General features: G+C 73.1%; 18 protein-coding genes and 1 pseudogene. 7 read left to right on the plus strand and 12 right to left on the minus strand.

What is annotated here, in order from left to right; translation table 11 throughout:
- The first annotated feature begins 24 nt into the window (after positions 1–24).
- Positions 25–1,054 (plus strand): annotated as a pseudogene (locus F9278_RS08260) (DMT family transporter).
- A gap of 21 nt (positions 1,055–1,075) precedes the next feature.
- On the opposite strand, the gene F9278_RS46090 reads toward F9278_RS08260, so the two are convergent.
- From F9278_RS46090 to F9278_RS08305, 10 genes are all read right to left on the minus strand, one after another.
- Entirely contained in the window at positions 1,076–1,219 is a 144-nt protein-coding gene (locus F9278_RS46090; RefSeq protein ID WP_193242110.1) for a hypothetical protein, read from the minus strand.
- 221 nt (positions 1,220–1,440) lie between these two features.
- Entirely contained in the window at positions 1,441–2,526 is a 1,086-nt protein-coding gene (locus tag F9278_RS08265; RefSeq protein ID WP_152167705.1) for a Zn-dependent alcohol dehydrogenase, read from the minus strand.
- 38 nt (positions 2,527–2,564) lie between these two features.
- A complete protein-coding gene (locus F9278_RS08270) occupies positions 2,565–3,953 on the minus strand; it encodes an aldehyde dehydrogenase family protein (protein WP_152167706.1) in 1,389 nt (462 codons plus the stop codon).
- A gap of 104 nt (positions 3,954–4,057) precedes the next feature.
- A complete protein-coding gene (locus F9278_RS08275) occupies positions 4,058–4,558 on the minus strand; it encodes a DUF3574 domain-containing protein (RefSeq protein ID WP_152167707.1) in 501 nt (166 codons plus the stop codon).
- A 141-nt stretch (positions 4,559–4,699) separates the two neighbouring features.
- Positions 4,700–5,566: a class F sortase gene (locus F9278_RS08280; RefSeq protein WP_226966671.1), complete on the minus strand. Its 867-nt coding sequence runs from the start codon at positions 5,564–5,566 to the stop codon at positions 4,700–4,702.
- A gap of 58 nt (positions 5,567–5,624) precedes the next feature.
- A complete protein-coding gene (locus F9278_RS08285; protein WP_152167709.1) occupies positions 5,625–6,320 on the minus strand; it encodes a hypothetical protein in 696 nt (231 codons plus the stop codon).
- Positions 6,321–6,420: 100 nt separating this feature from the next.
- Positions 6,421–7,671, minus strand: coding sequence for an MFS transporter (locus tag F9278_RS08290; RefSeq protein ID WP_152167710.1), 1,251 nt, complete (start codon positions 7,669–7,671; stop codon positions 6,421–6,423).
- Positions 7,672–7,750: 79 nt separating this feature from the next.
- Positions 7,751–9,208 carry a CitMHS family transporter gene (locus tag F9278_RS08295; RefSeq protein ID WP_152167711.1) on the minus strand — a complete coding sequence of 486 codons (1,458 nt, stop codon included), beginning with the start codon at positions 9,206–9,208 and terminating at the stop codon, positions 7,751–7,753.
- A gap of 121 nt (positions 9,209–9,329) precedes the next feature.
- A complete protein-coding gene (locus F9278_RS08300; protein ID WP_152167712.1) occupies positions 9,330–11,585 on the minus strand; it encodes a molybdopterin oxidoreductase family protein in 2,256 nt (751 codons plus the stop codon).
- Between the two features lie 165 nt (positions 11,586–11,750).
- Positions 11,751–12,368, minus strand: coding sequence for a TetR/AcrR family transcriptional regulator (locus tag F9278_RS08305; protein WP_152167713.1), 618 nt, complete (start codon positions 12,366–12,368; stop codon positions 11,751–11,753).
- 291 nt (positions 12,369–12,659) lie between these two features.
- Between F9278_RS08305 and hmgA the strand changes: the two genes are divergently transcribed.
- Genes hmgA through F9278_RS08320 form a run of 3 tightly spaced genes read left to right on the plus strand, consistent with a single transcriptional unit; the run spans position 12,660 to position 15,979 of the window.
- Positions 12,660–13,976: a homogentisate 1,2-dioxygenase gene (hmgA, locus tag F9278_RS08310; protein ID WP_152167714.1), complete on the plus strand. Its 1,317-nt coding sequence runs from the start codon at positions 12,660–12,662 to the stop codon at positions 13,974–13,976.
- Positions 13,977–14,004: 28 nt separating this feature from the next.
- A complete protein-coding gene (locus tag F9278_RS08315) occupies positions 14,005–14,754 on the plus strand; it encodes a GntR family transcriptional regulator (protein WP_152167715.1) in 750 nt (249 codons plus the stop codon).
- Between the two features lie 28 nt (positions 14,755–14,782).
- Positions 14,783–15,979, plus strand: coding sequence for a type ISP restriction/modification enzyme (locus tag F9278_RS08320; protein ID WP_152167716.1), 1,197 nt, complete (start codon positions 14,783–14,785; stop codon positions 15,977–15,979).
- A 33-nt stretch (positions 15,980–16,012) separates the two neighbouring features.
- Here F9278_RS08320 and F9278_RS08325 read toward each other — a convergent pair whose 3' ends face one another.
- A complete protein-coding gene (locus F9278_RS08325) occupies positions 16,013–16,720 on the minus strand; it encodes a TetR/AcrR family transcriptional regulator (protein WP_152167717.1) in 708 nt (235 codons plus the stop codon).
- 63 nt (positions 16,721–16,783) lie between these two features.
- On the opposite strand from F9278_RS08325, the gene F9278_RS08330 reads away from it, so the two are divergent.
- The 3 genes from F9278_RS08330 to F9278_RS08340 all read left to right on the plus strand — a co-directional run bounded on the left by F9278_RS08330 (position 16,784) and on the right by F9278_RS08340 (position 20,017).
- Entirely contained in the window at positions 16,784–17,740 is a 957-nt protein-coding gene (locus F9278_RS08330; RefSeq protein WP_152167718.1) for an ATP-binding cassette domain-containing protein, read from the plus strand.
- Positions 17,737–18,519, plus strand: a complete 783-nt coding sequence (locus tag F9278_RS08335; protein WP_152167719.1) for an ABC transporter permease — start codon at positions 17,737–17,739, stop codon at positions 18,517–18,519. Before F9278_RS08330 ends, F9278_RS08335 begins: the two co-directional genes overlap by 4 nt.
- A 211-nt stretch (positions 18,520–18,730) precedes the next feature.
- Entirely contained in the window at positions 18,731–20,017 is a 1,287-nt protein-coding gene (locus F9278_RS08340) for a CaiB/BaiF CoA transferase family protein (RefSeq protein ID WP_226966672.1), read from the plus strand.
- A 41-nt stretch (positions 20,018–20,058) separates the two neighbouring features.
- Here the strand turns inward: F9278_RS08340 and F9278_RS08345 are convergent, their stop codons facing one another.
- Positions 20,059–20,325 (minus strand): hypothetical protein, encoded by a 267-nt coding sequence (locus F9278_RS08345; RefSeq protein ID WP_152167720.1) that lies wholly within the window; start codon positions 20,323–20,325, stop codon positions 20,059–20,061.
- Between the last annotated feature and the right edge of the window lie 73 nt (positions 20,326–20,398).

A 20,398-nucleotide genomic window follows, 5' to 3' on the forward strand; every position in this document is an offset into this window, starting at 1 on the left:
TGGTCCCCCGCCCAGCCTCGACCCATGACGAACACCCCCCGGGTCACGCCCACCCGTAAGGTCGAGCTGCTCGCGGCGGGGGCGGCTGCCGTCACCGTCGTGTTGTGGGCGTCGGCGTTCGTGTCGATCCGGAGCGCCGGTGAGGCGTACTCGCCGGGCGCGCCGGCACTCGGGCGGCTGCCGGCCGGGGCGGTGGCCCTGGGCGCGATCTGGCTGTGGCGCAAGGAAGGGTTGCCGCCGAGGGCCGTGTGGCGGGGTATCGCGGTGTCCGGGGTGTTGTGGTTCGGGTTCTGCATGGTCGCCCTGAACTGGGGCGAGCAGCAGGTCGCCGCGGGTACGGCCGCGCTGGTCGTGAACATCGGGCCGATCCTGATCGCCCTGCTCGGCGCCCGGCTGCTGGGCGACGCGATGCCGCCCCGGCTGCGCGCCGGAATGGCGGTGTCGTTCGCGGGCGCGGTCGCCGTGGGTCTGTCGATGTCCGGCGAGGGCGGTGCCTCGGTGCTGGGCGTCGTCCTCTGTGTGCTCACGGCGTTCGGGTACGCGGCCGGGGTCGTCGCGCAGAAGCCCGCGCTGGGTGCGGCGAGCCCGCTCCGGGTGACCATCTTCGGCTGTCTCGTCGGCGCGGATGGGGGCCCCTCCCGCTCGAGCGCAGCCGAGAGTGGGGGAGTGTCCGCCGTTCGCCGGGCAGTTGGTGCGGGAGGCGGCCGACGCGCCGCTCTCCGCGACCCTCAACATGGTGTACCTGGGCGTGTTCCCGACCGCCCTCGCCTTCACCACCTGGGCCTACGCCCTGGCCCGGACGACCGCGAGCCGGATGGGCGCGACCACGTACGCCGTGCCCGCGCTGGTCGTGCTGATGTCCTGGCTGGCGCTGGGCGAGGTCCCGGGTCCGCTCACACCGGCCGGTGGCGCGCTGTGCCTGGCGGGGGTGGCGGTGTCCCGGTCCCCGGCGCGGACCCGGACGCCTACCCGGGAGGCCGTGCCCGGGGACGGGGCCGCGGCGCCGGATGTCGTTCCGGCACCGCGACCCGGGCCGTCGGGTCAGGTCGCGTAGGGCCGATGGGGCCCAGGGGCCCTAACCGTCCGTTCGGGAGCCCGCCCTCCCCGCGAGGATCTTGATCGGGACCAGCGCGATCACCGAGGCGAGGGCCGCGGCGGTGGCCACCTTGCGGTGGCTCTGGGGGCGGGTCGTGGTGACGGGGGAGGGAGCGGTGTCCATGCGAGCACACTCCGATGGGTGCGGGGACGTTCCGGGGAACGTACTGACCAGACGGTATGTAGGTCAACGGTCGTGCGCGGGTGGCTTCGCCGGGCGGGGGGGTGCGTTGTCGGGTGCGGGGAGGGCATTGTCGGGTGCGGGGGGTGCGTTGTCGGGTGCGAGGGGTGGGGGCTGGTCGCGCGGTTCCCCGCGCCCCTGGAGACCAGGCCCCTGCGGGCCCGTCAGAAGGTCACCAGCGCCCGGCCGCCCTTGCCCGCTCGCATGTTGTCGAAGGCCACCGGGATGTCGTCCAGGGAGATGCGGTCGGTCACCAGGGCGGACAGGTCCAGGCTGCCCGCGGTGATGTGGTCCGCGAGGATCGGGACGTCGCGGGCCGGGTCGGAGTTGCCGTAGACGCAGCCGGCGAGGGTGCGGCCCCAGTGGAAGAGCTCCAGCGCGTTGAAGGTGACCTGCTGGTCCTTGCCACCGATGCCGACGACCGTGGTGCGGCCACCGCGTCGGGTCGACTCCCAGGCCGTGCGGATGGTGACCGCCCGGCCGACGCACTCCACGGCCACGTCCACACCCTGCTTGCCGGTGAGGCCACGAATCTCACGGGCGGTGTTCTCGGAGGCGACGACGTACTCCGTGGCCCCCGCCGCCCGCGCCAGTTCCTCCTTCGCCGGGGAGACGTCCACGGCGACGATCCGGGACGCGCCGGCGATCCGCGCCGCCTGCAGTGCGGCCAGTCCGACACCGCCCACCCCGAACACGGCGACCGTCTCGCCCTCCCGGACCCGCGCCGAGTGGTGGACGGCGCCGTAGCCGGTGAGCACGGCGCAGCCGAGCAGGGCCGCGTCGGTGAGCGGGACGCCGTCCGGGGCGGGGAGCACGCACCCGGCGGCCACGACCGTCTCCTCCGCGAACGCGGCCACGTTCAGCCCGGGGTGGAGGTCGGTCCCGTCGGAGGCGCGGCGGGCGTACACGTTGCCGGAGCCGACGAGCGCGTTGGCGCACAGCCATACCTCGCCGAGCGAGCAGGCGTGGCAACTGCCGCAGGAGGGCGCCCAGTTGAGGACGACTCCGTCGCCGGGTGCGACATGACCGACCCCGTCGCCGACCGCGAGGACCGTGCCCGCGCCCTCGTGGCCGAGCACGGCGGGCACCGGCACCCGCATGGTGCCGTCGGACAGCGACAGGTCGGAGTGGCAGACCCCGGCGGCGGCGAGCCGCACCCGGACCTGACCGGGCCCGGGGTCCGGCAGCTCGATCCCGGTGATCTCCAGCGGGGCACCGACGGCGGGCAGTACGGCAGCGCGAACGGCCATGGGGGTACGACTCTCCTACCTGTTTTCCTGGAACCCGGTCAGAACTGGAGGGACTTGGTCTGGAGGTACTCCGTCAGGCCGTGCGCGCCCAGCTCGCGCCCCACTCCCGACTGCTTGTAACCGCCGAACGGGGCCAGCGGGTTGAAGCGTCCGCCGTTGATGTCGACCTGGCCGGTGTCCATCCGGCGGGCGAAGGCCACGGCCTCGCTCTCCTCACCGGCCCAGACCGCGCCGGCGAGGCCGTAGACCGTGCCGTTGGCGATCCGCAGGGCGTCGTCCTCGTCCTCGTAGCGCAGGATCGACAGGACCGGGCCGAAGATCTCCTCCTGGGCGATCGTCATCTCGGGGGTGACATCGGCGAAGACGGTGGGGCTGACGAAGTAGCCCTGCTCGCGCGGGGGTTCGACGCCGCCGGCGATCAGGCGGGCTCCCTCGCTCACGCCCGTCTCGATGTAACCCCGCACCCGCTCCCGCTGCTTGGCGTTGACGAGCGGTCCGATGCGGTCGCCGTACTTCGCGGCGGCCGTCGCCGCCAGTTCGACTGCCTCGTCGTACTGGGCGGTGTGGACGAGCATCCGGGTCCAGGCGCTGCACGTCTGGCCGGAGTTGGACATGACGTTGGCGACGCCGACGCTCACCGCCTTGGCGAGGTCGGCGCTCGGGAGGATGACGTTGGCGGACTTGCCGCCGAGTTCCAGGGCCACCTTCTTGATCGCGGCACCGGCGGTCGCGGCGATGCGCCTGCCCACTGCCGTGGAGCCGGTGAAGGAGACCAGGTCGATGCCCTCGTGCTCGGCGAGGGCCTGCCCGGCGACCGGGCCGAGGCCCGTGACCAGGTTGAACACCCCGGCGGGCAGGCCCGCCTCATGGACGGCCTCCGCGAAGAGCCGTGCGACCAGCGGGGTGTCCTCGGCGGGCTTGAGGACGACCGTGCAACCGGCGGCGAGGGCCGGGGCGACCTTGGCGACGATCTGGTGCAGCGGGTAGTTCCAGGGGGTGATCGCGCCGACGACGCCGATGGGCTCGTGGTGGACGGTCGAGTTGCCGACCCGCTCCTCGAAGGCGTGCTTCGCGGCCAGTTCGGCGTACGAACCGGCGACCGCGACCGGCAGATCCGCGTGCACCTTCTGGGAGAACGGCAGCGGTGAGCCCAGCTCCGCCGTCACCGTCCGGGCGATCTCCTCCCGGCGCGCGGCGAGCGCGTCGCGCAGGGCGCCGATGAGCGCGCCCCGCTCGGCGGGCGGGGCCGCGGCCCAGCCGGGGAGGGCGGCACGGGCGGCGCGCACGGCGGCGTCGACGTCCTCGGCGGTGCCCGCCGGGACCCGGGCGATCACCTGTTCGTCGGCCGGGTTCACGACCTCGATCGTGTCGGTCCCGGCGGCGGGCCGCCAGGTCCCGCCGATGTACATGCCGTCGTGTGCCTTCATCGTGCTGCCTCCCGGGCGGGCGTGGTCGTCCGCCCCAAAAACTAGCTCTGATAGTTTTCCGGCACCAGGGGCCCGGGGAGTGAGGCAGGACTCGTCGACGCGCCTCAGAAGTCGACCCGCTTCCGGTCGTCGACCCGCGCCACCGCCTCCTGCGCGAACGCCTTCAGATAGTCGCCGCGGATCTCCTCGATCTTCCGGTCGCTCGCGACGGCCGCCGACACCGGATACAGCAGGATCAGCTCGTACGACCGCTCCTTCTCGATCGTCCCGCTCGCGTCCCGCCACTGCCCTCGCCCCTCCCGCACGGTCAGCCCGTCCGGGAACCCGGGGGTGATCTCGCGGTCGACGAAGGCCGTGAACTGCCGGTCGGTGACGGCCGGACCGCCGTCGGGCCGCTCGGTGCCGAACAGCAGCCGCGTCTCGATGTACGGCGTCCCGCGCGCCGGGGCGACCACGGAACCGGTGGGGGCGTCCTCGGCGAGGGTCGCGTACGCGGTCGGGGCGGCGACGGTCAGCAGACAGACGGCGGCGGCGAGGGCGACCCGGGCGCGGGTGTGGGTGTGGGCGCGGCGGCGGGTGCGCGGGGAGACGGGGTGCGAGTTCATGCGTCCACGTCTAGCGGTAGCTCCGACTCCGGTTCCGTCGGCCGCGCCGGGGGCGGGCCGCGGGTGCGCCCGTACGCCCCCGGGGCCCGCCGGAGCGTGTATCGCACGCCCCACGCGCTGGTCCACGCCCCGCGCCCCGGTTCACGGCTTGCGCGCGGGCTCCCGGGTCGCGGTGAGATGCGCGAACACGACCACGTTGCTCGCGTACCCCTTCCGCCGGTCGTACGTCCCGCCGCAGGTGATCAGCCGCAGTTCGGGGCGACCGCGATGGCCGTACACCTCCTTGCTGGGGAAGCGGTCCTTCTCGTACGACTTGACGGCGTCCACGGTGTAGACGGCGGTCCGGCCGTCGGCCCGCAGGACCTCCACCGGGCGGCCGGGCTTGATCGCGTCCAGGGCGGCGAAGACGGCGGGGCCGGTCCGGGTGTCCCGGTGACCGACGACGACCGCCGTTCCGGGCCCGCCGGGCGCGGGCCCCTCCGTGTACCAGCCGACGAGCTTGGGCCTGTCGTCCGGCGGCGCGGGAAGCCGCCGTCGCGCGTCGAGGCGCAGCCCTGTCACCGGAGCCTCGATGCCGAGGTAGGGGATGGTGACGGTCTTCGCCGGGGAGGCCGGCAGCGTACGGGGCCGGGCGGGCCGCTTCGGCTCGGCCGGCCCGGTGGCGGGCGCGGGGCGCACGGGCTCGGCGGGCGCCGACGCGGTGGGGGTGCCGGCCGCCGGTGCGGTGGGCGTGGCCGCCGGGACCGGCCTCGTGGGGTCGGTGGTGGCCGGTGCCGTCGGCGGGGCGGGGGCGGTCCGTTCGGCCCGTCGGCCGGGGGGCGTCGCCGGGGTCGAGGCGCGCGCGGGCTCGTCGGGGGGTGGGGGCGTGAAGTACAGGGACGCCTGGGCGCGCGGGGCCCCCGCACCACGCGCCCCGGTGTCGGCCCAGGCGGAGCGCGCCCCGGCGGTGTCCGTCCGCTCCCTGTCCTCCGCCAGGTGGACGCCGCCCACCACCAGCACGACGGTCATCGCGACCGTCCGTGCCAGGCGGTAGGCGCGCGTCCGGTACCAGGGCCTCGGCCGACGTCTACGCGGCGCCATCGGCGCGGCGACGGCGCAGCCGCAGACAGGCCACCCCGCCGACCGCGGCGAGGCCCACGGCCGCCGCGCCCGCGACCGGCGAGAAGTTCTGGGTCAGGGCGAGACCGCCGCCACCGGCCGGGACGGCGCCCTCCGGTACGGCGCCCGCCTCCACGACACGGTCGGGCCCGGCGCCTCCGGGCCTGTCCGCTCCGGGCCTGTCGGCTCCGGGGCCGGTGAGCGGGCAGTCGACGGTGATGTCCCTGCGCCCCTCCTCCAGCGGCCCGGTCACGGTTCTCCAGGTCAGCACATAGTTTCCGTCGGGGACCCGTGCCGCGCTCTCGGGCGCCACGGGTGTGCTGTGTCCGGTGCCGTCGGCCGCGAGACTGATCTCGCCCATGGCGATGGGGTCGGTGCGCGGCGCGGGGGGCTGCCGGTCGACGGTCCAGCTGATGCGCTGGGTCGGTCGGGGATTCTCGGGGAAGTTGAAGGCGGAGAGGTAGAAGTCGCAGACCAGCCGCTGGTTGCGCGGGTTGTCGAACGGGAAGCCCACCTTGTGGATCACGACGTCGGGGTCGCCCGGGGCGGCGACGGCGGCCGGTGCCGTGATCAGGCTGGCTCCCGTGGCGGTGAGTGCCGCGAGGACGACGGCGGCGGCACTCGCGCGCACTCCGGCGGGGCGCGGGCGGGACGAGGTGGACATGCAGAACCTCCGAGTCAGACGATTTTCATACAAATCGCTCTTTCGCTTGACTCTCTGTCACATCACACCGGGCACGGGGGGAGCCGCGCCCGACGACCCGTCAGATGTCCCCCTTACGGCTCAGGGACGCACCGGGCGACGCACTCTCCGTGCCCGCCTTCTCCCGCTCGCCGCTCCCCCGCCCCGGCTCCGCCGGTGAGCGCAGGGCGATGCCCGCCGACACCAGCAGCAGCGCGCCGAGCATCACGAACGGCGCGGCCACGCCCGCGACCCCGGCGATCAGACCGGCCGCGGCGGGCGCCCCGGCCTGCCCCAGCCGGTTCCCCGTCAGCCGGAGTGCGAGGGCGGTGGACCGGGCCTCGTCCGGCGCGGCGTGCACCACCGTCGTCATGGACAGCGGCTGTCCGACCCCCAGACAGAACCCGAGGGCGGCGAGGATCAGGGCCAGCGCCCACACCGGGACCGGCAGCGCGATCCCGGCGCAGAGCACGGCACCGAGCAGACAGGTGACGGTGAGCAGCGCGGTCCGGCCGAGCAGCCGCAGCATGGGGGTCATCACCAGTCGGCAGGCGATGGTGGCCGCCGCGCGCAGGCTCAGCAGGAGGCCGATCACCGAGGGGGCGATGCCCCGGTCCTCGCCGACCACCGGCAGATACGCGGTGAGAATGTCCGTCGCCGACAGCACGGCGAGGCTGATGAAGATGCCGCCGGGCACACCCCGGGTCCGTAGTATCCGGTGCACCGGGATCCGATCGCCCCGCGCCGTAAGGGACTTGGGGTCGACGGGACGCTCTATGCGCCACAGCGAGGTAAACGAGACCGCCGCCCCCGCGCCGGCCACAACCAGCGCCAGCGCGCTCGTCCGCGCCATGTCCTGGCCGCCGATCAGGGCGCCCGCGGCGATGGGGCCGACCAGTTGGCCGAGGGAGGCGCCGATGGTGAAGTGGCCGAAGTTGCGGTCGTGTTCGTGCGGCGCGGACTGGCGGGCCACCAGCGACTGGGCGCCGATCACGAAGGAGAGATGACCGAGGCCCATCACACCGCTCCACACGGCCATCGTCGGCAGGGAGTTCGCGAGGCCGCTCAGCACGCAGCCGCCGGATATGAGGACGACGCCGATCGGCAGCAGGGGCGCGCAGCGGCCCTGGTCGGTCCTGCGGCCGAGCGGGACGGCGGCGAACAGCGGGAGCAGGGCGTAGACCCCCGCGATCACACCGATCGCCCGCTCGTCGGCGCCCAGCGCGAGGGCCCGGTAGGACACGGCGGGCCGGGCCATGGACACCGCCCCCTGCGCGAAGCTGAAGGCGATGACGAGGCGGAGCAGCCAGCCGCGGTTCCTACCGGGCCTCACGATGCGGGTCCTCCTTGGGGCAGTTCACGCCACGACGCGGATCGACGCGGATCGGCGGGGATCGGCGGGGATCGGCGGATCAGATGATGCCGAAGAGTACGCCCGCGGCCAGGATGATCAGCGAGGTGGCCGCCGCCCACTTCACCACGAACCTGGTGTGGTCGCCGAACTCGACCTTCGCCATGCCCACGAGCACGTACACGGCGGGCACCAGCGGGCTGGACATGTGCAGCGGCTGGCCGACGAGGGAGGCGCGGGCGATCTCCAGCGGCGACACCCCGTGCGCGGCACCGGCTTCGGCGAGGACCGGGAGGACACCGAAGTAGAAGCCGTCGTTGGACATGAAGTAGGTGAGCGGCAGGCTCAGGAAGCCGGTGACGAGGGCCATGTGCGGGCCCATGCCGCCGGGGATGCCGTCGACGATCCATTTCGCCATCGAGTCGACCATGCCGGTGCCCTGGAGGACGCCGGTGAAGACGGCGGCGGCGAAGACCATGCCGGAGACGTTGAGGACGTTGTCCGCGTGGGCGGCGAGCCGGTCCTTCTGGTCGGGGATGTGGGGGAAGTTGACCGTCAGGGCGAGCGCGGCGCCGAGCAGGAAGAGCACCGGGATCGGCAGCAGCTCCATGATCATGGCGGTGAGCAGCGCGACCGTGAGCAGCGCGTTGAACCAGTACAGCTTGGGGCGCAGCGTCGGGCGGTTGGGGTCCAGGCCCTGGAGCCGGGCGTCGTCCTCGTCGTCGTCCTCGGCATCGGCGTCCGTACCGGAGCCGGCGCCGCCGGTCGTCTTCGTCGTACGGGCCTTGTCGTCACCGGAGCCGACGGCGGAGGCGCCCGCGCCGACCAGCACGGTCTCCTCGGACTCCGGCTGCTCCTCGTCCTTGACGATCTTCTCCTGCTCCAGGACCTCGTCGAGGCTGAGCACACCGAGGCGCTTGCGCTCACGCAGGCCGAGGAAGTAGGCGAGGACGAAGACGAAGAGCAGACCGACGAGGAGCGCGGGGATCATCGGGACGAAGATGTCGCCGGCGTCGAGCTTGAGCGCGGTGGCGGCACGGGCGGTCGGGCCGCCCCAGGGCAGCGTGTTCATCACGCCGTTGGCGGTGGCGGCGACGCCGGTCATCACGACCAGGCTCATCTTCAGGCGCTTGTACAGCGGGTACATCGCCGAGACGGTGATCATGAAGGTGGTCGAGCCGTCGCCGTCCAGGGAGACGATCGCGGCGAGCAGAGCCGTGCCGACGACGATGCGCAGCGGGTCGGCCTTGCAGAACTTGAGGATGCCCCGGACGATCGGGTCGAAGAGACCGACGTCGATCATCAGGCCGAAGTACACGATGGCGAACATCAGCATCGCCGCGGTGGGCGCGAGGTTGCCCACCCCCTCGATGACGTAGTCGCCGAGCTGGGCTCCCTTTCCGACGAACACGCAGAAGAGCGCGGGGATCAGTACGAGTGCCGCGATCGGCGACATCTTCTTCATCATGATCAGGACCAGGAAGGTCGCGATCATGGCGAAGCCGAGGATGGTCAACATGTGGATACCTAACGTTCGCCCTTGAACTCCCACCAGGGCACCGGCGGTGCGACGACGTTAGGGCGGGCCCACAAGTCTTAACAAGACGTTGACATGCGAGCAATAAGAGCAGAACTCCAGGTCACAGCGTTGCGCCTGCTCGGGCCCGGTCGGCGGGGCCCAGTTCGACGGGGATGCCGTTGAGGACCGCGTTGCCGGAGAGCGGGTCGAGCAGGGAGCCGTCGAGGAGCTGGTTGACGTTGACGCCCGGGTCGAGTGCCGCGTGGCTCATGCGGGTGCCGGGGCGGTCGTGTCCCCAGCCGTGCGGGAGGCTGACGACACCGCGCCGTACGACGTCGGTGACCTCGGCGGGAGCGGTGACCTCTCCCCCGGCGCCCTTGATCCGTACGGGGTCGCCGTCGGTGATGCCGAGGCGGTCGGCGTCGTCGGGGTGGATGTGCAGGGTGCAGCGGTTGGTGCCGCCGGTGAGGGCGGGGATGTTGTGCAGCCAGCTGTTGTTGGAGCGGAGGTGGCGGCGGCCGATGAGGACCAGGCCGTCGGGGCGCTCGCGCAGGGCGGTGCGGAGCCTCGGCAGGTCGTCGACGATCGGCCGCGGCAGCAGTTCGACCTTGCCGCTGACCGTCTTCAGCGGCTGCGGCAGCCGGGATCGCAGCGGCCCGAGGTCGATGCCGTGGGGGTGGGCGAGGACCTTCGCGAGGGTCAGCCCCTCGGGGTCGGCGCCGAAGCCGTCGCCGTACGGGCCGAGGCGGAGCATCAGGTCGAGGCGGCGCTCGGGGCCGGTGTCGCCCGTGAGCAGGCCGGCGAGTTCCTTCGGGTCGCGGCCGTGGACGGGCGAGTGGGCCTCCTTCACGGCCTTGCCCAGGGTCTGGCCGACGACCAGGTCGTCGACGGCGGAGGGGTCGGCGCCGTGCGTCCCGGTGGCGGCGAGGACGAGGCGCGCGAGGATCTCCGTCTCGGCCATGCGCCCCTCCTCCAGGGGCACGGCGGCGCGGTTGTAGCGGACCTGGTTGCGTACGGCGAGGGTGTTGAGCGCGAAGTCGTAGTGCGGGGCCTGGGAGGGCGGGGGCGGCGGCAGGACGACGTCGGCGTGCCGGGCGGTCTCGCCCAGGTAGGGGTCGACGCTGACCATGAAGTCCAGGGAGTCGAGGGCCTTGTCGAGGCGGTCGCCGTCGGGGGCGGAGAGCACCGGGTTGGCGGCGATCGTGATGAGGGCGCGGATCGGGCCGCCCTCGGGGGTGGCGGTGTCGATCTCCTCGGCGAGCACCGACAGCGGCAGTTCGCCCTTGGCCTCGGGGTGGCCGCCGACGCGGCTGTGCCAGCGGCCGAGCGTGAAGCCGCGGCCGGGTCCGGCGGGCCGGGGCGTCTTGTCGGTCGCGGACTGCGGGAAGAGGGCGCCACCGGGCCGGTCGAGGTTGCCGGTGAGGATGTTGAGCACATCGACGAGCCAGCTGGCGAGGGTACCGTGCGGGACGGTGCAGCTGCCGATGCGGCCGTATACGGCGGCGGTGGGCGCGGCGGCGAGTTCGCGGGCCAGCGCGCGGACGGTGTCCGCGTCGACGTCACAGGCCTCGGCGACCGCCTCGGGCGTGAACTCCCTTACGGTGGCGGCCAGTTCCTCGACGCCCTGGACATGCGGGGCGAGATGCCCGAGGTCGACGAGGTGCTCGTCGAAGAGGACGTGTGCCATAGCCGCGAGCAGCAGCGCGTCCGTGCCGGGGCGGATCGCCACATGCCGGTCGGCGAGCTTTGCGGTGCGGGTCGTACGCGGGTCGACGACGGTGAGGGTGCCGCCGCGTGCCTTGAGGGCCTTGAGCTTGCCGGGGAAGTCGGGGGCGGTGCACAGACTGCCGTTGGACTCCAGGGGGTTGGCGCCGAGGAGCAGCAGATGGTCGGTGCGGTCCAGGTCCGGTACGGGGATGGCGTGGGCGTCGCCGTAGAGCAGGCCGCTGGAGACGTGCTTGGGCATCTGGTCGACCGTGGAGGCGGTGAACAGGCTGCGGGTGCCGAGGCCGGCGAGGAGGACGGGCGGGTAGAGGGCGCCGGCCACGGTGTGGACGTTCGGGTTGCCGAGGACGACGCCGACGGCGTTCGGGCCGTGGGCCTCGACGACGGGCCGCAGGCCGGCGGCGACGGCGTCGAAGGCCTCCTGCCAGGTGGCCTCCCGCAGTTCGCCGTCCCTGCGGACCAGCGGGGTGCGCAGCCGGTCCGGGTCCCCGTCGGCCGCGCCCAGGGAGGCGCCCTTCGGGCAGATGAACCCCTTGCTGAACACATCGTCCCGGTCGCCGCGCGCCTTGGTGACGCGGGTGCCCTCGATGGTGAGGGTGAGCCCGCAGGTGGCCTCGCAGAGCGGGCAGATACGCAGGGCGGTACTGGGCATGTCGCCTCCCGGAGGCGTGGGCGTACGGGCAGGTCGAGCATACCGACCGGTATGCATCACGGGGAGGGGCCGCCGGGGGTCTTGTCGGGAAATCGCGGGACCCCGGGCACGACACGCTCACGGGACGCGCGGGCCCGGCGCGACCACGGGACCCCCGGCCCGGCGTCAGTCCAGCACCCGCGCCAGATACGCCCGCAGCAGCTCCCGCATCTCCTGGATGACCCGTGCGTCGCCCTCCGGGGAGACCCGGAAGGCCAGGTGGACCAGGGTGTCGGCGGTCTCGACGGCGATGAGGAAGGTACGGCGCAGATCCTCGTCGGGGGTGCGGTCGATGAACGCGGAGAGCAGCTGGGACAGCCGGTCGGCGACGCGGTGGTTGGGCTCCTGACGGCGTCCGCCGACCGGGATCTGATTGCCGAAGTCGATGAGGGCGAAGCCGGGGGCGTTGCGCTTCATGTCGAGGTACTCGTCGAGGACGGCGTCCATCGCGGTACGCCAGTCCCGGCCGCCCGTCGCCTGGAGGCGTCGGGTCACCCGGTCGGTGAAACGGTCCAGATTGCGTTCGGCGAGGGCGTCGGCCATCGCGCGCTTGTTGCCGAAGAAGCGGTAGACGGAGCCGATGGGCACACCCGCGCGCAGCGCCACGGCACGGGTGCTCAGCGCGTCGTACCCCACCTCGTCGAGGAGGTCGGCACAGGCGTCGAGGATCCTTGTCAGTCGTTCGGCACTGCGCCGCTGCACGGGTGCGCGGCGCAGGGAGGTCGCCTGGGACACGGGCTTCATGCATGCCTTTCCGCCGAGGTCCGAATGCCTTCCGAATATCAGTACGGGTGCTACCGCCGATCCCGCTCAGCCGTGGACGCGGCGGACAGTGGGCGTCCGCGCGTCGATGGCTTGCCGGGAGACTAGAGCACCGCACTGACAGGACGGATCCGGTGCCGGTCCGGTTCTCCCTCTCCGCCCGACGCACCCGATCCGTGGACGGTCCGGCGGCGTCCGGTTGTCGCCCCCTTGCGCCCGGCGCGGCCGAATCCTACGGTGAAGCATAGGAATCGGGATCGCGAGGGAGCGGGCATGAGCGGGGACGCGAGGAAGACGGCCGAGGCGCTGGAGTACCTCACCGGATTCGGCAACGAACACGCCTCGGAGGCGGTCCCGGGCGCCCTGCCGCACGGCCGGAACTCCCCGCAGCGCGCCCCGCTGGGCCTGTACGCGGAGCAGCTCAGCGGTACCGCGTTCACCGAGCCGAGGGCCCACAACCGCCGCTCCTGGCTCTACCGGATCCGCCCCTCGGCCGCCCACCCCGCGTTCACGCGCGCGGACAACGGCACCCTGCGCTCGGCCCCCTTCACCGAGACGGTCCCCGACCCCAACCGGCTGCGCTGGAACCCCCTGCCGGAGCCGCCGCCGGGCACCGACTTCCTGGCCGGCCTGTGGACGCTCGGCGGCAACGGCGACGCGGCGCGGCGCTCGGGCATGGCGGTGCACCTGTATCACGCCAATTCCGGTATGGAGCGGGTCTTCGGCGACGCGGACGGCGAACTCCTGATCGTCCCGGAGCGGGGCGGCCTCCTGCTGCGCACGGAGTTCGGTCTGCTGCACGCCGAGCCGGGCGAGGTCGCCCTGATCCCGCGGGGCGTCCGCTTCCGTGTCGACCTCCTCGACACCACCGCCCGCGGCTACGTCTGCGAGAACTACGGCGCCCTCTTCCGCCTCCCCGACCTCGGCCCGATCGGCGCCAACGGCCTCGCCAACGCCCGTGACTTCCGGGCGCCGGTGGCCGCGTACGAGGAGGTCGAGGGCCCGGTGGAGGTGGTGAACAAGTTCTGCGGCAACCTCTGGACGGCCGTCTACGACCACTCCCCCCTCGATGTGGTCGCCTGGCACGGCAATCTCACCCCGTACGTCTACGACCTGCGCCGTTTCAATGTCATCGGGACGATCTCGTACGACCACCCGGACCCGTCGATCTTCACGGTGCTGACCTCGCCGAGCGACACCCCGGGCCTGGCGGGGGTGGACTTCGTGGTGTTCGCGCCGCGCTGGCTGGTGGGCGAGGACACGTTCCGGCCGCCGTACTTCCACCGGAACGTGATGAGCGAGTACATGGGCCTGATCGAGGGCGCGTACGACGCGAAGGCGGAGGGCTTCGTGCCGGGCGGTGGCTCGCTGCACACCATGATGTCGGCGCACGGACCGGACCGGGAGACCTTCGACCGGGCGAGCGCGGCGGAGCTGGGGCCGCAGCGGGTCGACGACGGGCTCGCGTTCATGTTCGAGACGCGCTGGCCGATCCTCACGACCGCGCAGGCGGCCCGCACGGAGCGGCTCCAGCGGGGGTACGACGACGTGTGGTCCGGACTCCAGCGCCACTTCGGCCCGTTGCGCTGAACGCGCCGGGCCGGGTACGGATTCCGTCATGACCTCCTTCGCTCCGGACTCGCTCGTCCTGAACCGCAAACTGCCGCTCTGGTATCAGGTGTCGCAGTCCCTGCGCGCCTCGATACTGGGCCGGTCGGCCCGGGATCCGCTGCGGCTGCCGACGGAGGAGCAGTTGGCCGGGCACTACGGGGTGAGCGTGCTGACCATGCGGCAGGCGCTGAAGGAACTGGAGGACGAGGGGCTGATCACCCGGCACCGCCGGCGCGGCACGTTCATCGAGCCGAGCGCGCGCCGGGGTTCACCGGTGCGGCTGCTCGGCTCGGTGGACGCCATCGTGGCGCAGCAGTCGGGGATGACGACCGAGCTGCTGGACCAGGGCACCGCCCCTCTGTCGGGTGAACTCTCTGAGTACTTCCCCGACTTGACCGAGGTGGCCACGTACCACCGGCTGCGCGCCGACGAGAAGACGGGCGAGCCCACCAACCACGCCCGCAACTACGTCCGCCCGGAGCTGGCCGCGCGCATCGACCGCGACGATCTGCTGCGCTGGCCGATGACCAAGGTCCTGCGGGACGTGGTGGGCGTGGGCATCAGCCGGATCACCGACACCGTCGAGGCCCGTATCGCCGACCCGGAGACGGCCCGCCTCCTGCACGTCCCCCTCCTCAGCCCGATCCTCCACTACACGGGCGTCACCTACGACGACGCGGGCCGCGTCCTGGACGTGGCGGTCATCCACTACCGCGGCGACCGCTTCTCGTTCACGGTGACCCTCGACGCGCACTGAGAAGTCCTTTCACCGTGCCCGTCGTACGATGCCCAGCGTGACGCCCGACGACGTTCCGCTGCTCGCGGACCTCATGCCGTGGTCCGTCGCACCGCCACGGCTGGGCCGGGGGTGGCCGACGGGTCCCGACGCCGCCTCCCTGAAGGCCCGCTGGGACGCCCTGGTGAAGGCCGAGGGCCCGGACCGAGAGACGCTGTTCGCCCCCACCCGGTCCCGGACCCTGGCCTCGGCGGTGGCCCAGCTGCCGGGGCAGTCCAGCGGCACCGGGCGGCTGGCCCGGGAGTCGGGGCCCTGTCCGGAGCCCGTGCGGATCCTGGCGGCCCCGTTCGACGAGCAGTGGCTCGTCCCCGACCACCGGCTGATCGACGCGGCCCGCCCCGAGCTGTGGCGGGTGGCGGACGAGCGGCAGGTCTTCGTGGTCGAGCAGACGGTCGCCCCGGAGTCCTCGGGGCCGGTCCTGCTCGCCTCCCCCGTCCTGCCGCTGCTCCCGCTCCACGGCCCGCGCGTCGGCCGCGTCCGGCCCCTGTACCGGCGGCCGGGCGGCCTGGAGCCCAACCTCGCGCCGGGCCTGCCGGAGTATCTCGGCGCACGTCTCGGCACGGGCGCCGTCGATCCCGTCGACGTCCTCGCCTGGATCCTGGTGGCGGCGCGGCCCGGCCCGAACCGGGTCGACGTCCCGCTCCCCACCGACCCGGAGGCCTGGTCGCACGGCGTCGAACTGGGCCGCCGCGTCCTCTGGTTGCACCTGCGCCGCGACGGCGACCGCCCCAGACTCCCCGGTGGTCGCCGCCCCTACGTCCGCGCCCCGCTGCCCGCCCGCCCCCTCGAACTCCTCTACGACCGCGAGGAGGAGAGTCTGCTCGTCGGCGAGGGCCGTATCTCGCCCGTGCCGTCCGAGGCCTGGGACTTCCATGTGGGCGGTGCGCGCGTCCTGGAGGAGTGGTTCGCGCGTCGGACGGAGGCCGCCGAGCCCGGCACGCTGGAGGCGATCCGCCCGCCGACCTGGCCGCAGACCTGGACGTCGGAACTGCTGGAGCTGATCACCGTGCTGGCACTGCTGGCGGAACAGCGGCAGAGGCAGGGCGAGTTGACCGTGGAGGAACCGATCACCACGGCCGATCTGCGCGAGGCGGGCGTACTCCCGGTCCCGGAATCCTCCCGCGGCCCCGCCTCGGTCCTGGACCATCACGAGGAGGGCCCGGAGGGCCAGTTCACGTTGCTGTAGGGGGACTTGCAGAGCAGCCGGGTGCACCACCCCTTACGGCGCGAACGATTCCAGCACCCTCCCCAGCATCCACTCGAACGCGGCGTCCAGATCGATCGGCCCCGGATCCTCCGTGAACGCCGCGGCCAGCCGCGGATACGCCCCGCTCGCGATCTGACCCCCGAGATACGCGATCCGCACCGCGTTCTCCCGCTCCTCCGACCACGGCAGTGACCGCACCCGCTCGGCCGTCGCCAGTTCGTTCGCGACGTACGTCGTCACGCACCCGTTCACCATCGCGAGCAGCTGCATCTTCGTCCCGTACGGTGCGTCGAGCGAGTCCATGCAGGTCATGCAGTGCTCCAGATACCGCAGCCCGTTGGGGCTGAAGCCGTAGACCGGCGACATCAGCCGTGGCATCCAGGGGTGCCGGCGCAACAGGGCCCGCGTCTGGTGGGCCACCCGGCGCATGTCGGCCTGCCAGTCGGCGCCGGGCTCCCACAGCTCGTGCTCGCCGCTGACCGTGTCGACCATCAGCTCGTACAGGTCCTCCTTGCGCGGCACGTAGTTGTAGAGCGACATCGTGCCGCAGCCCAGCTCGGCCGCGACATGCCGCATGGACACCGCGTCGAGTCCGCCCGCGTCGGCCAGCCGCACGGCCGCCGCCGCGATGTCCGCGCGGCTGAACGCGGGCCGGGGGCCTCGGCCGGTGCGCTCGGGGCGCGCCCAGATCACTTCGGGTTGGGCCGCTCGGCCAGCCATCGATCATCACCTCGGCCACCATCCTAGTTACGTACAGCGTACGTAATGCGCTATGGTCGGCCCATGACTACTACGTACGCCGTACTTAGTGAGGGTCTGGAGAAGAGCTTCGGGGACGTCCATGCCGTCCGTGGCCTGGATCTGGCCGTGGCGGAGGGCACGGTGGTCGGGATGCTCGGCCCGAACGGGGCGGGCAAGACGACGGTCGTCCGGCTGCTGGCGACGCTGCTGCGGCCGGACGCGGGCTCCGCACGGATCGCGGGCCACGACCTGGTGCGCGAGCCGGGCGCGGTCCGGCGGGCGATCGGGGTGACCGGGCAGTACGCGTCGGTGGACGGGGATCTGACCGGGCGGCAGAACCTGCGGCTGTTCGCGCGGCTGCACCGGGTCCGTGACACGGCGGCCCGCGCGGGTGAACTCCTCGACCGTTTCGGCCTGACGGAGGCCGCCGACCGGCCGGCCTCCACCTACTCGGGCGGTATGCGCCGCCGGCTCGACCTCGCCGCCAGCCTGATCCGGCACCCGGCGGTGCTCTTCCTCGACGAGCCCACGACCGGGCTGGACCCGGTGAGCCGCAACCAGATCTGGGACGCCGTGCGCGCCCTGAAGGCGGAGGGCACGACCGTGCTGCTCACCACGCAGTATCTGGAGGAGGCCGACCGACTCGCCGACCGGATCGTGCTGATGGAGCGGGGCCGGATCGCGCACAGCGGCTCGCCGCCCCAACTCAAGGCGCTCATCGGCTCGTACGCGGAGGTCGTCGTCGCCCACGCGGACGCGCTGACCGGGGCGGCGGGCGTCCTCGACCAACTCACCGGCGCGGAGCCCTCGTTCGACCGCGAGCGGAACGCCGTGGGCGCGGTCGCCCTGGACCCGACGCTCACGCTCCCCCGGCTGGTGCGTGAACTCGACGCGGCAGGCGTGCCGTTGGTCGACGCGAGCCTGCGCCCGCCGACCCTCGACGACGTGTTCCTCCGGCTGACGGCCGGCCCCGTGGACCTCAAGGAGCGTGCGGCATGAGCGCGTTGGCGTACGACGGCACGGCGATGCTGGGCCGGCAGCTGCGGCGGGTGCGGAACAATCCGGGGCTGCTGATCCTCACCCAGGTCATGCCGATCTCGATGCTGCTGTTCTTCGGGTACGTCTTCGGCAGCGCGCTCGCCGTGCCGGGCGAGGAGTACCGGCGGTTCCTGGTGCCGGGGCTGCTGGTGGCGACGGCGTCCGGCGGGATCATGACCGGGATGTTCCAGGCCGCCGGGGACACGCACCGGGGGGTGATGGACCGTTTCCGGACGCTGCCGATGAGCCGGGCCGCCGTGCCGCTCGGGCAGGCGCTGGCGGATGTGCTCGTCACCGCCGCGGGGACGGTGCCGTTCCTGCTGGTGGGGCTCGCGGTGGGGTGGCGGATCGAGGGGGGCGCGCTCGCGGCGGCCGGTGCCTTCGGGCTGTTGCTGCTGTTCCGCTTCGCGTGCGTGTGGATCGGTGTCTTCCTGGGCCTGCTGACCCGCAACGAGGAGGCGGCCGGGCAGTTGGGCGGTGCCACGTTCCTGCTGCCGCTGCTGTCCAGCGCGTACATCCCGACCGAGGGGCTGCCCGGCTGGCTGCGCACGGTCGCCGAGTGGAACCCGATCAGCGCGGTCGCCACGGCGCTGCGCGACCTGTTCGGGAACGCGCCCGTGCCGGAGGGTGCCGCCTGGCCGGTGAGCCATCCCGTCGCCGGGTCGCTGCTGTGGTGCGCCGTGCTGCTTGCCGTGTTCGTACCGCTCGCGGTCCGCACGTACGCGGCCGGGGCGAAGTGACCTCCGGCCCGTTCGGGGGACGGGCCGGAGTCCGGTGCCCCCGGTGCCCCCGGCGGCCGGGTCGCCGGGTCGCCGGGTCGCCGGGTCGCCGGGTCGCCGGGTCGCCGGGTCGCCGGGTCGCCGGGTCGCCGGGTCGCCGGGTCGCCGGGGGCACGTGACACGCGCTACGTCCTGGTGACAACGGCGGCCCGGCGGGGACATGATCCACGGCATGCGCTCACCGTCCGGCCCCACCGAACCTCCGCCCACCGAACCTTCGCCCGGCGATCCCCTACCCCGCGATCCGCAGTCCACCGAGCCCCGGCCCGCCGATCCCCTGCCGCTCGACGGCCTCACCGTCGTCGCCGTCGAGCAGGCGGTCGCGGCCCCCTTCGCCACCCGCCAGCTCGCCGATCTGGGCGCGCGGGTGATCAAGGTGGAGCGGGTGGACGGCGGTGACTTCGCCCGTGGCTACGACACGGCCGCCGGGGGCCTCGCCTCGCACTTCGTGTGGTGCAACCGGGGCAAGGAGTCCCTGGCGCTGGATCTGAAGGACCCGCGCGGCCTGGCGGTCGTCCGGCGGCTGGTGGCGGACGCGGACGTGTTCGTGCAGAACCTCGCGCACGGCGCGGCGGCGCGGCTCGGCCTGGACGCCGCCACGCTGTGCGCCGCGCACCCCCGGCTGATCGCGGTGGACATCTCGGGCTACGGGGCGTCGGGGCCGTACTCGGACAAGCGGGCGTACGACATGCTCGTGCAGTGCGAGGCCGGGCTGGTGTCGGTGACGGGCACCCCGGAGCGGCCGGTGAAGGCGGGCATCCCGGCGGCGGACATCGCCGCCGGGATGTACGCGTTCTCGGGGGTGCTCGCGGCGCTCGTCCGCCGGGGCACGACCGGGCGGGGCGGGCCGGTGGAGGTGTCGATGCTGGAGGCGCTCGCGGAGTGGATGGGGCATCCGCTGCATCACGCGATGCACGGCGGGAGCGCGCCGGCGCGCACGGGGCTCGGGCACGCGGTGATCGCGCCGTACGACGCCTACGCGACGGCGGACGGCGGACGGGTGCTGCTGTCGGTGCAGAACGACCGTGAGTGGCGGCGGCTCGCCGAACAGGTGCTGGGGCGGCCGGAGTTGGCGGTCGATCCGGGTTTCGCGACGAACCCGGCGCGGGTCGAGCACCGGGAGCGTACGGACGAGCTGGTCGGGAGGGCGCTCGGAGTGCTGGGCACCGATGAGGCGCTGGCGCGGCTGGAGGCGGCGGGGATCGCCTGTGCGCGGCTACGGGATGTCACGGAGGTGGCGGCACATCCGCAGTTGGCGGCCCGGGACCGGTGGCGGGAGGTGGGTTCACCGGTGGGGCCGCTGAGGGCGTTGCTGCCGCCGATCACGCTGCCGGGCGGGGACGAGGCGCGGATGGGAGCGGTGCCCGCACTCGGGGAGCACACCGGGTCGCTGCTGCGTGCCGCGGGGATGACGGACGAGGAGATCGCAGCGCTGCGCCGGGACGGTGTGGTCGCCTGAGCGCGGGCCCTCCTGCGGGAAAGCCCTTGGAGCGTGGGGTACTAGCGGCTGCCGAACAGCGAGCGGCGCAGCCTCTTCAGGGGTGCGAACAGCGAGACCCGGCCGACGCGCGTGTCCTTGCGGTTGCTGCGCTCCTGCGGGGAACGTGACGTTATCTCACGCATCAGCGAGGTCGCCTCCGCCGCCTCGCGCTGTGGCACGGCGGGGCCGCTCAGCACCGAGAGATGGCGGTCGAGACGCGAACTGGTCGCGCTGCTCCCGCACGTGATCGCAGGGACTCGCGCCCTGCGCACTGTTATCTGTTCCATGTCACTCCCCACCCGTACGAGTCCACCCGGCCCGGGCAGCGTAACCATATCGCCCCGTTGGAGCACTCGGGAA

The sequence above is a fragment of the Streptomyces phaeolivaceus genome, assembly GCF_009184865.1.
Classification (GTDB): Bacteria; Actinomycetota; Actinomycetes; order Streptomycetales; family Streptomycetaceae; genus Streptomyces; species Streptomyces phaeolivaceus.

Bases quoted from the DNA above. Each gene is read 5' to 3' on its own strand.
- F9278_RS46090 (WP_193242110.1), bottom strand. From the start codon at position 1,219: ATGGACACCGCTCCCTCCCCCGTCACCACGACCCGCCCCCAGAGCCAC.
- F9278_RS08265 (WP_152167705.1), bottom strand. From the start codon at position 2,526: ATGGCCGTTCGCGCTGCCGTACTGCCCGCCGTCGGTGCCCCGCTGGAG.
- F9278_RS08270 (WP_152167706.1), bottom strand. From the start codon at position 3,953: ATGAAGGCACACGACGGCATGTACATCGGCGGGACCTGGCGGCCCGCC.
- F9278_RS08275 (WP_152167707.1), bottom strand. From the start codon at position 4,558: ATGAACTCGCACCCCGTCTCCCCGCGCACCCGCCGCCGCGCCCACACC.
- F9278_RS08280 (WP_226966671.1), bottom strand. From the start codon at position 5,566: ATGACCGTCGTGCTGGTGGTGGGCGGCGTCCACCTGGCGGAGGACAGG.
- F9278_RS08285 (WP_152167709.1), bottom strand. From the start codon at position 6,320: ATGTCCACCTCGTCCCGCCCGCGCCCCGCCGGAGTGCGCGCGAGTGCC.
- F9278_RS08295 (WP_152167711.1), bottom strand. From the start codon at position 9,208: ATGTTGACCATCCTCGGCTTCGCCATGATCGCGACCTTCCTGGTCCTG.
- F9278_RS08300 (WP_152167712.1), bottom strand. From the start codon at position 11,585: ATGCCCAGTACCGCCCTGCGTATCTGCCCGCTCTGCGAGGCCACCTGC.
- F9278_RS08305 (WP_152167713.1), bottom strand. From the start codon at position 12,368: ATGAAGCCCGTGTCCCAGGCGACCTCCCTGCGCCGCGCACCCGTGCAG.
- hmgA (WP_152167714.1), top strand. From the start codon at position 12,660: ATGAGCGGGGACGCGAGGAAGACGGCCGAGGCGCTGGAGTACCTCACC.
- F9278_RS08315 (WP_152167715.1), top strand. From the start codon at position 14,005: ATGACCTCCTTCGCTCCGGACTCGCTCGTCCTGAACCGCAAACTGCCG.
- F9278_RS08320 (WP_152167716.1), top strand. From the start codon at position 14,783: ATGCCCAGCGTGACGCCCGACGACGTTCCGCTGCTCGCGGACCTCATG.
- F9278_RS08325 (WP_152167717.1), bottom strand. From the start codon at position 16,720: ATGGCTGGCCGAGCGGCCCAACCCGAAGTGATCTGGGCGCGCCCCGAG.
- F9278_RS08330 (WP_152167718.1), top strand. From the start codon at position 16,784: ATGACTACTACGTACGCCGTACTTAGTGAGGGTCTGGAGAAGAGCTTC.
- F9278_RS08335 (WP_152167719.1), top strand. From the start codon at position 17,737: ATGAGCGCGTTGGCGTACGACGGCACGGCGATGCTGGGCCGGCAGCTG.
- F9278_RS08340 (WP_226966672.1), top strand. From the start codon at position 18,731: ATGCGCTCACCGTCCGGCCCCACCGAACCTCCGCCCACCGAACCTTCG.
- F9278_RS08345 (WP_152167720.1), bottom strand. From the start codon at position 20,325: ATGGAACAGATAACAGTGCGCAGGGCGCGAGTCCCTGCGATCACGTGC.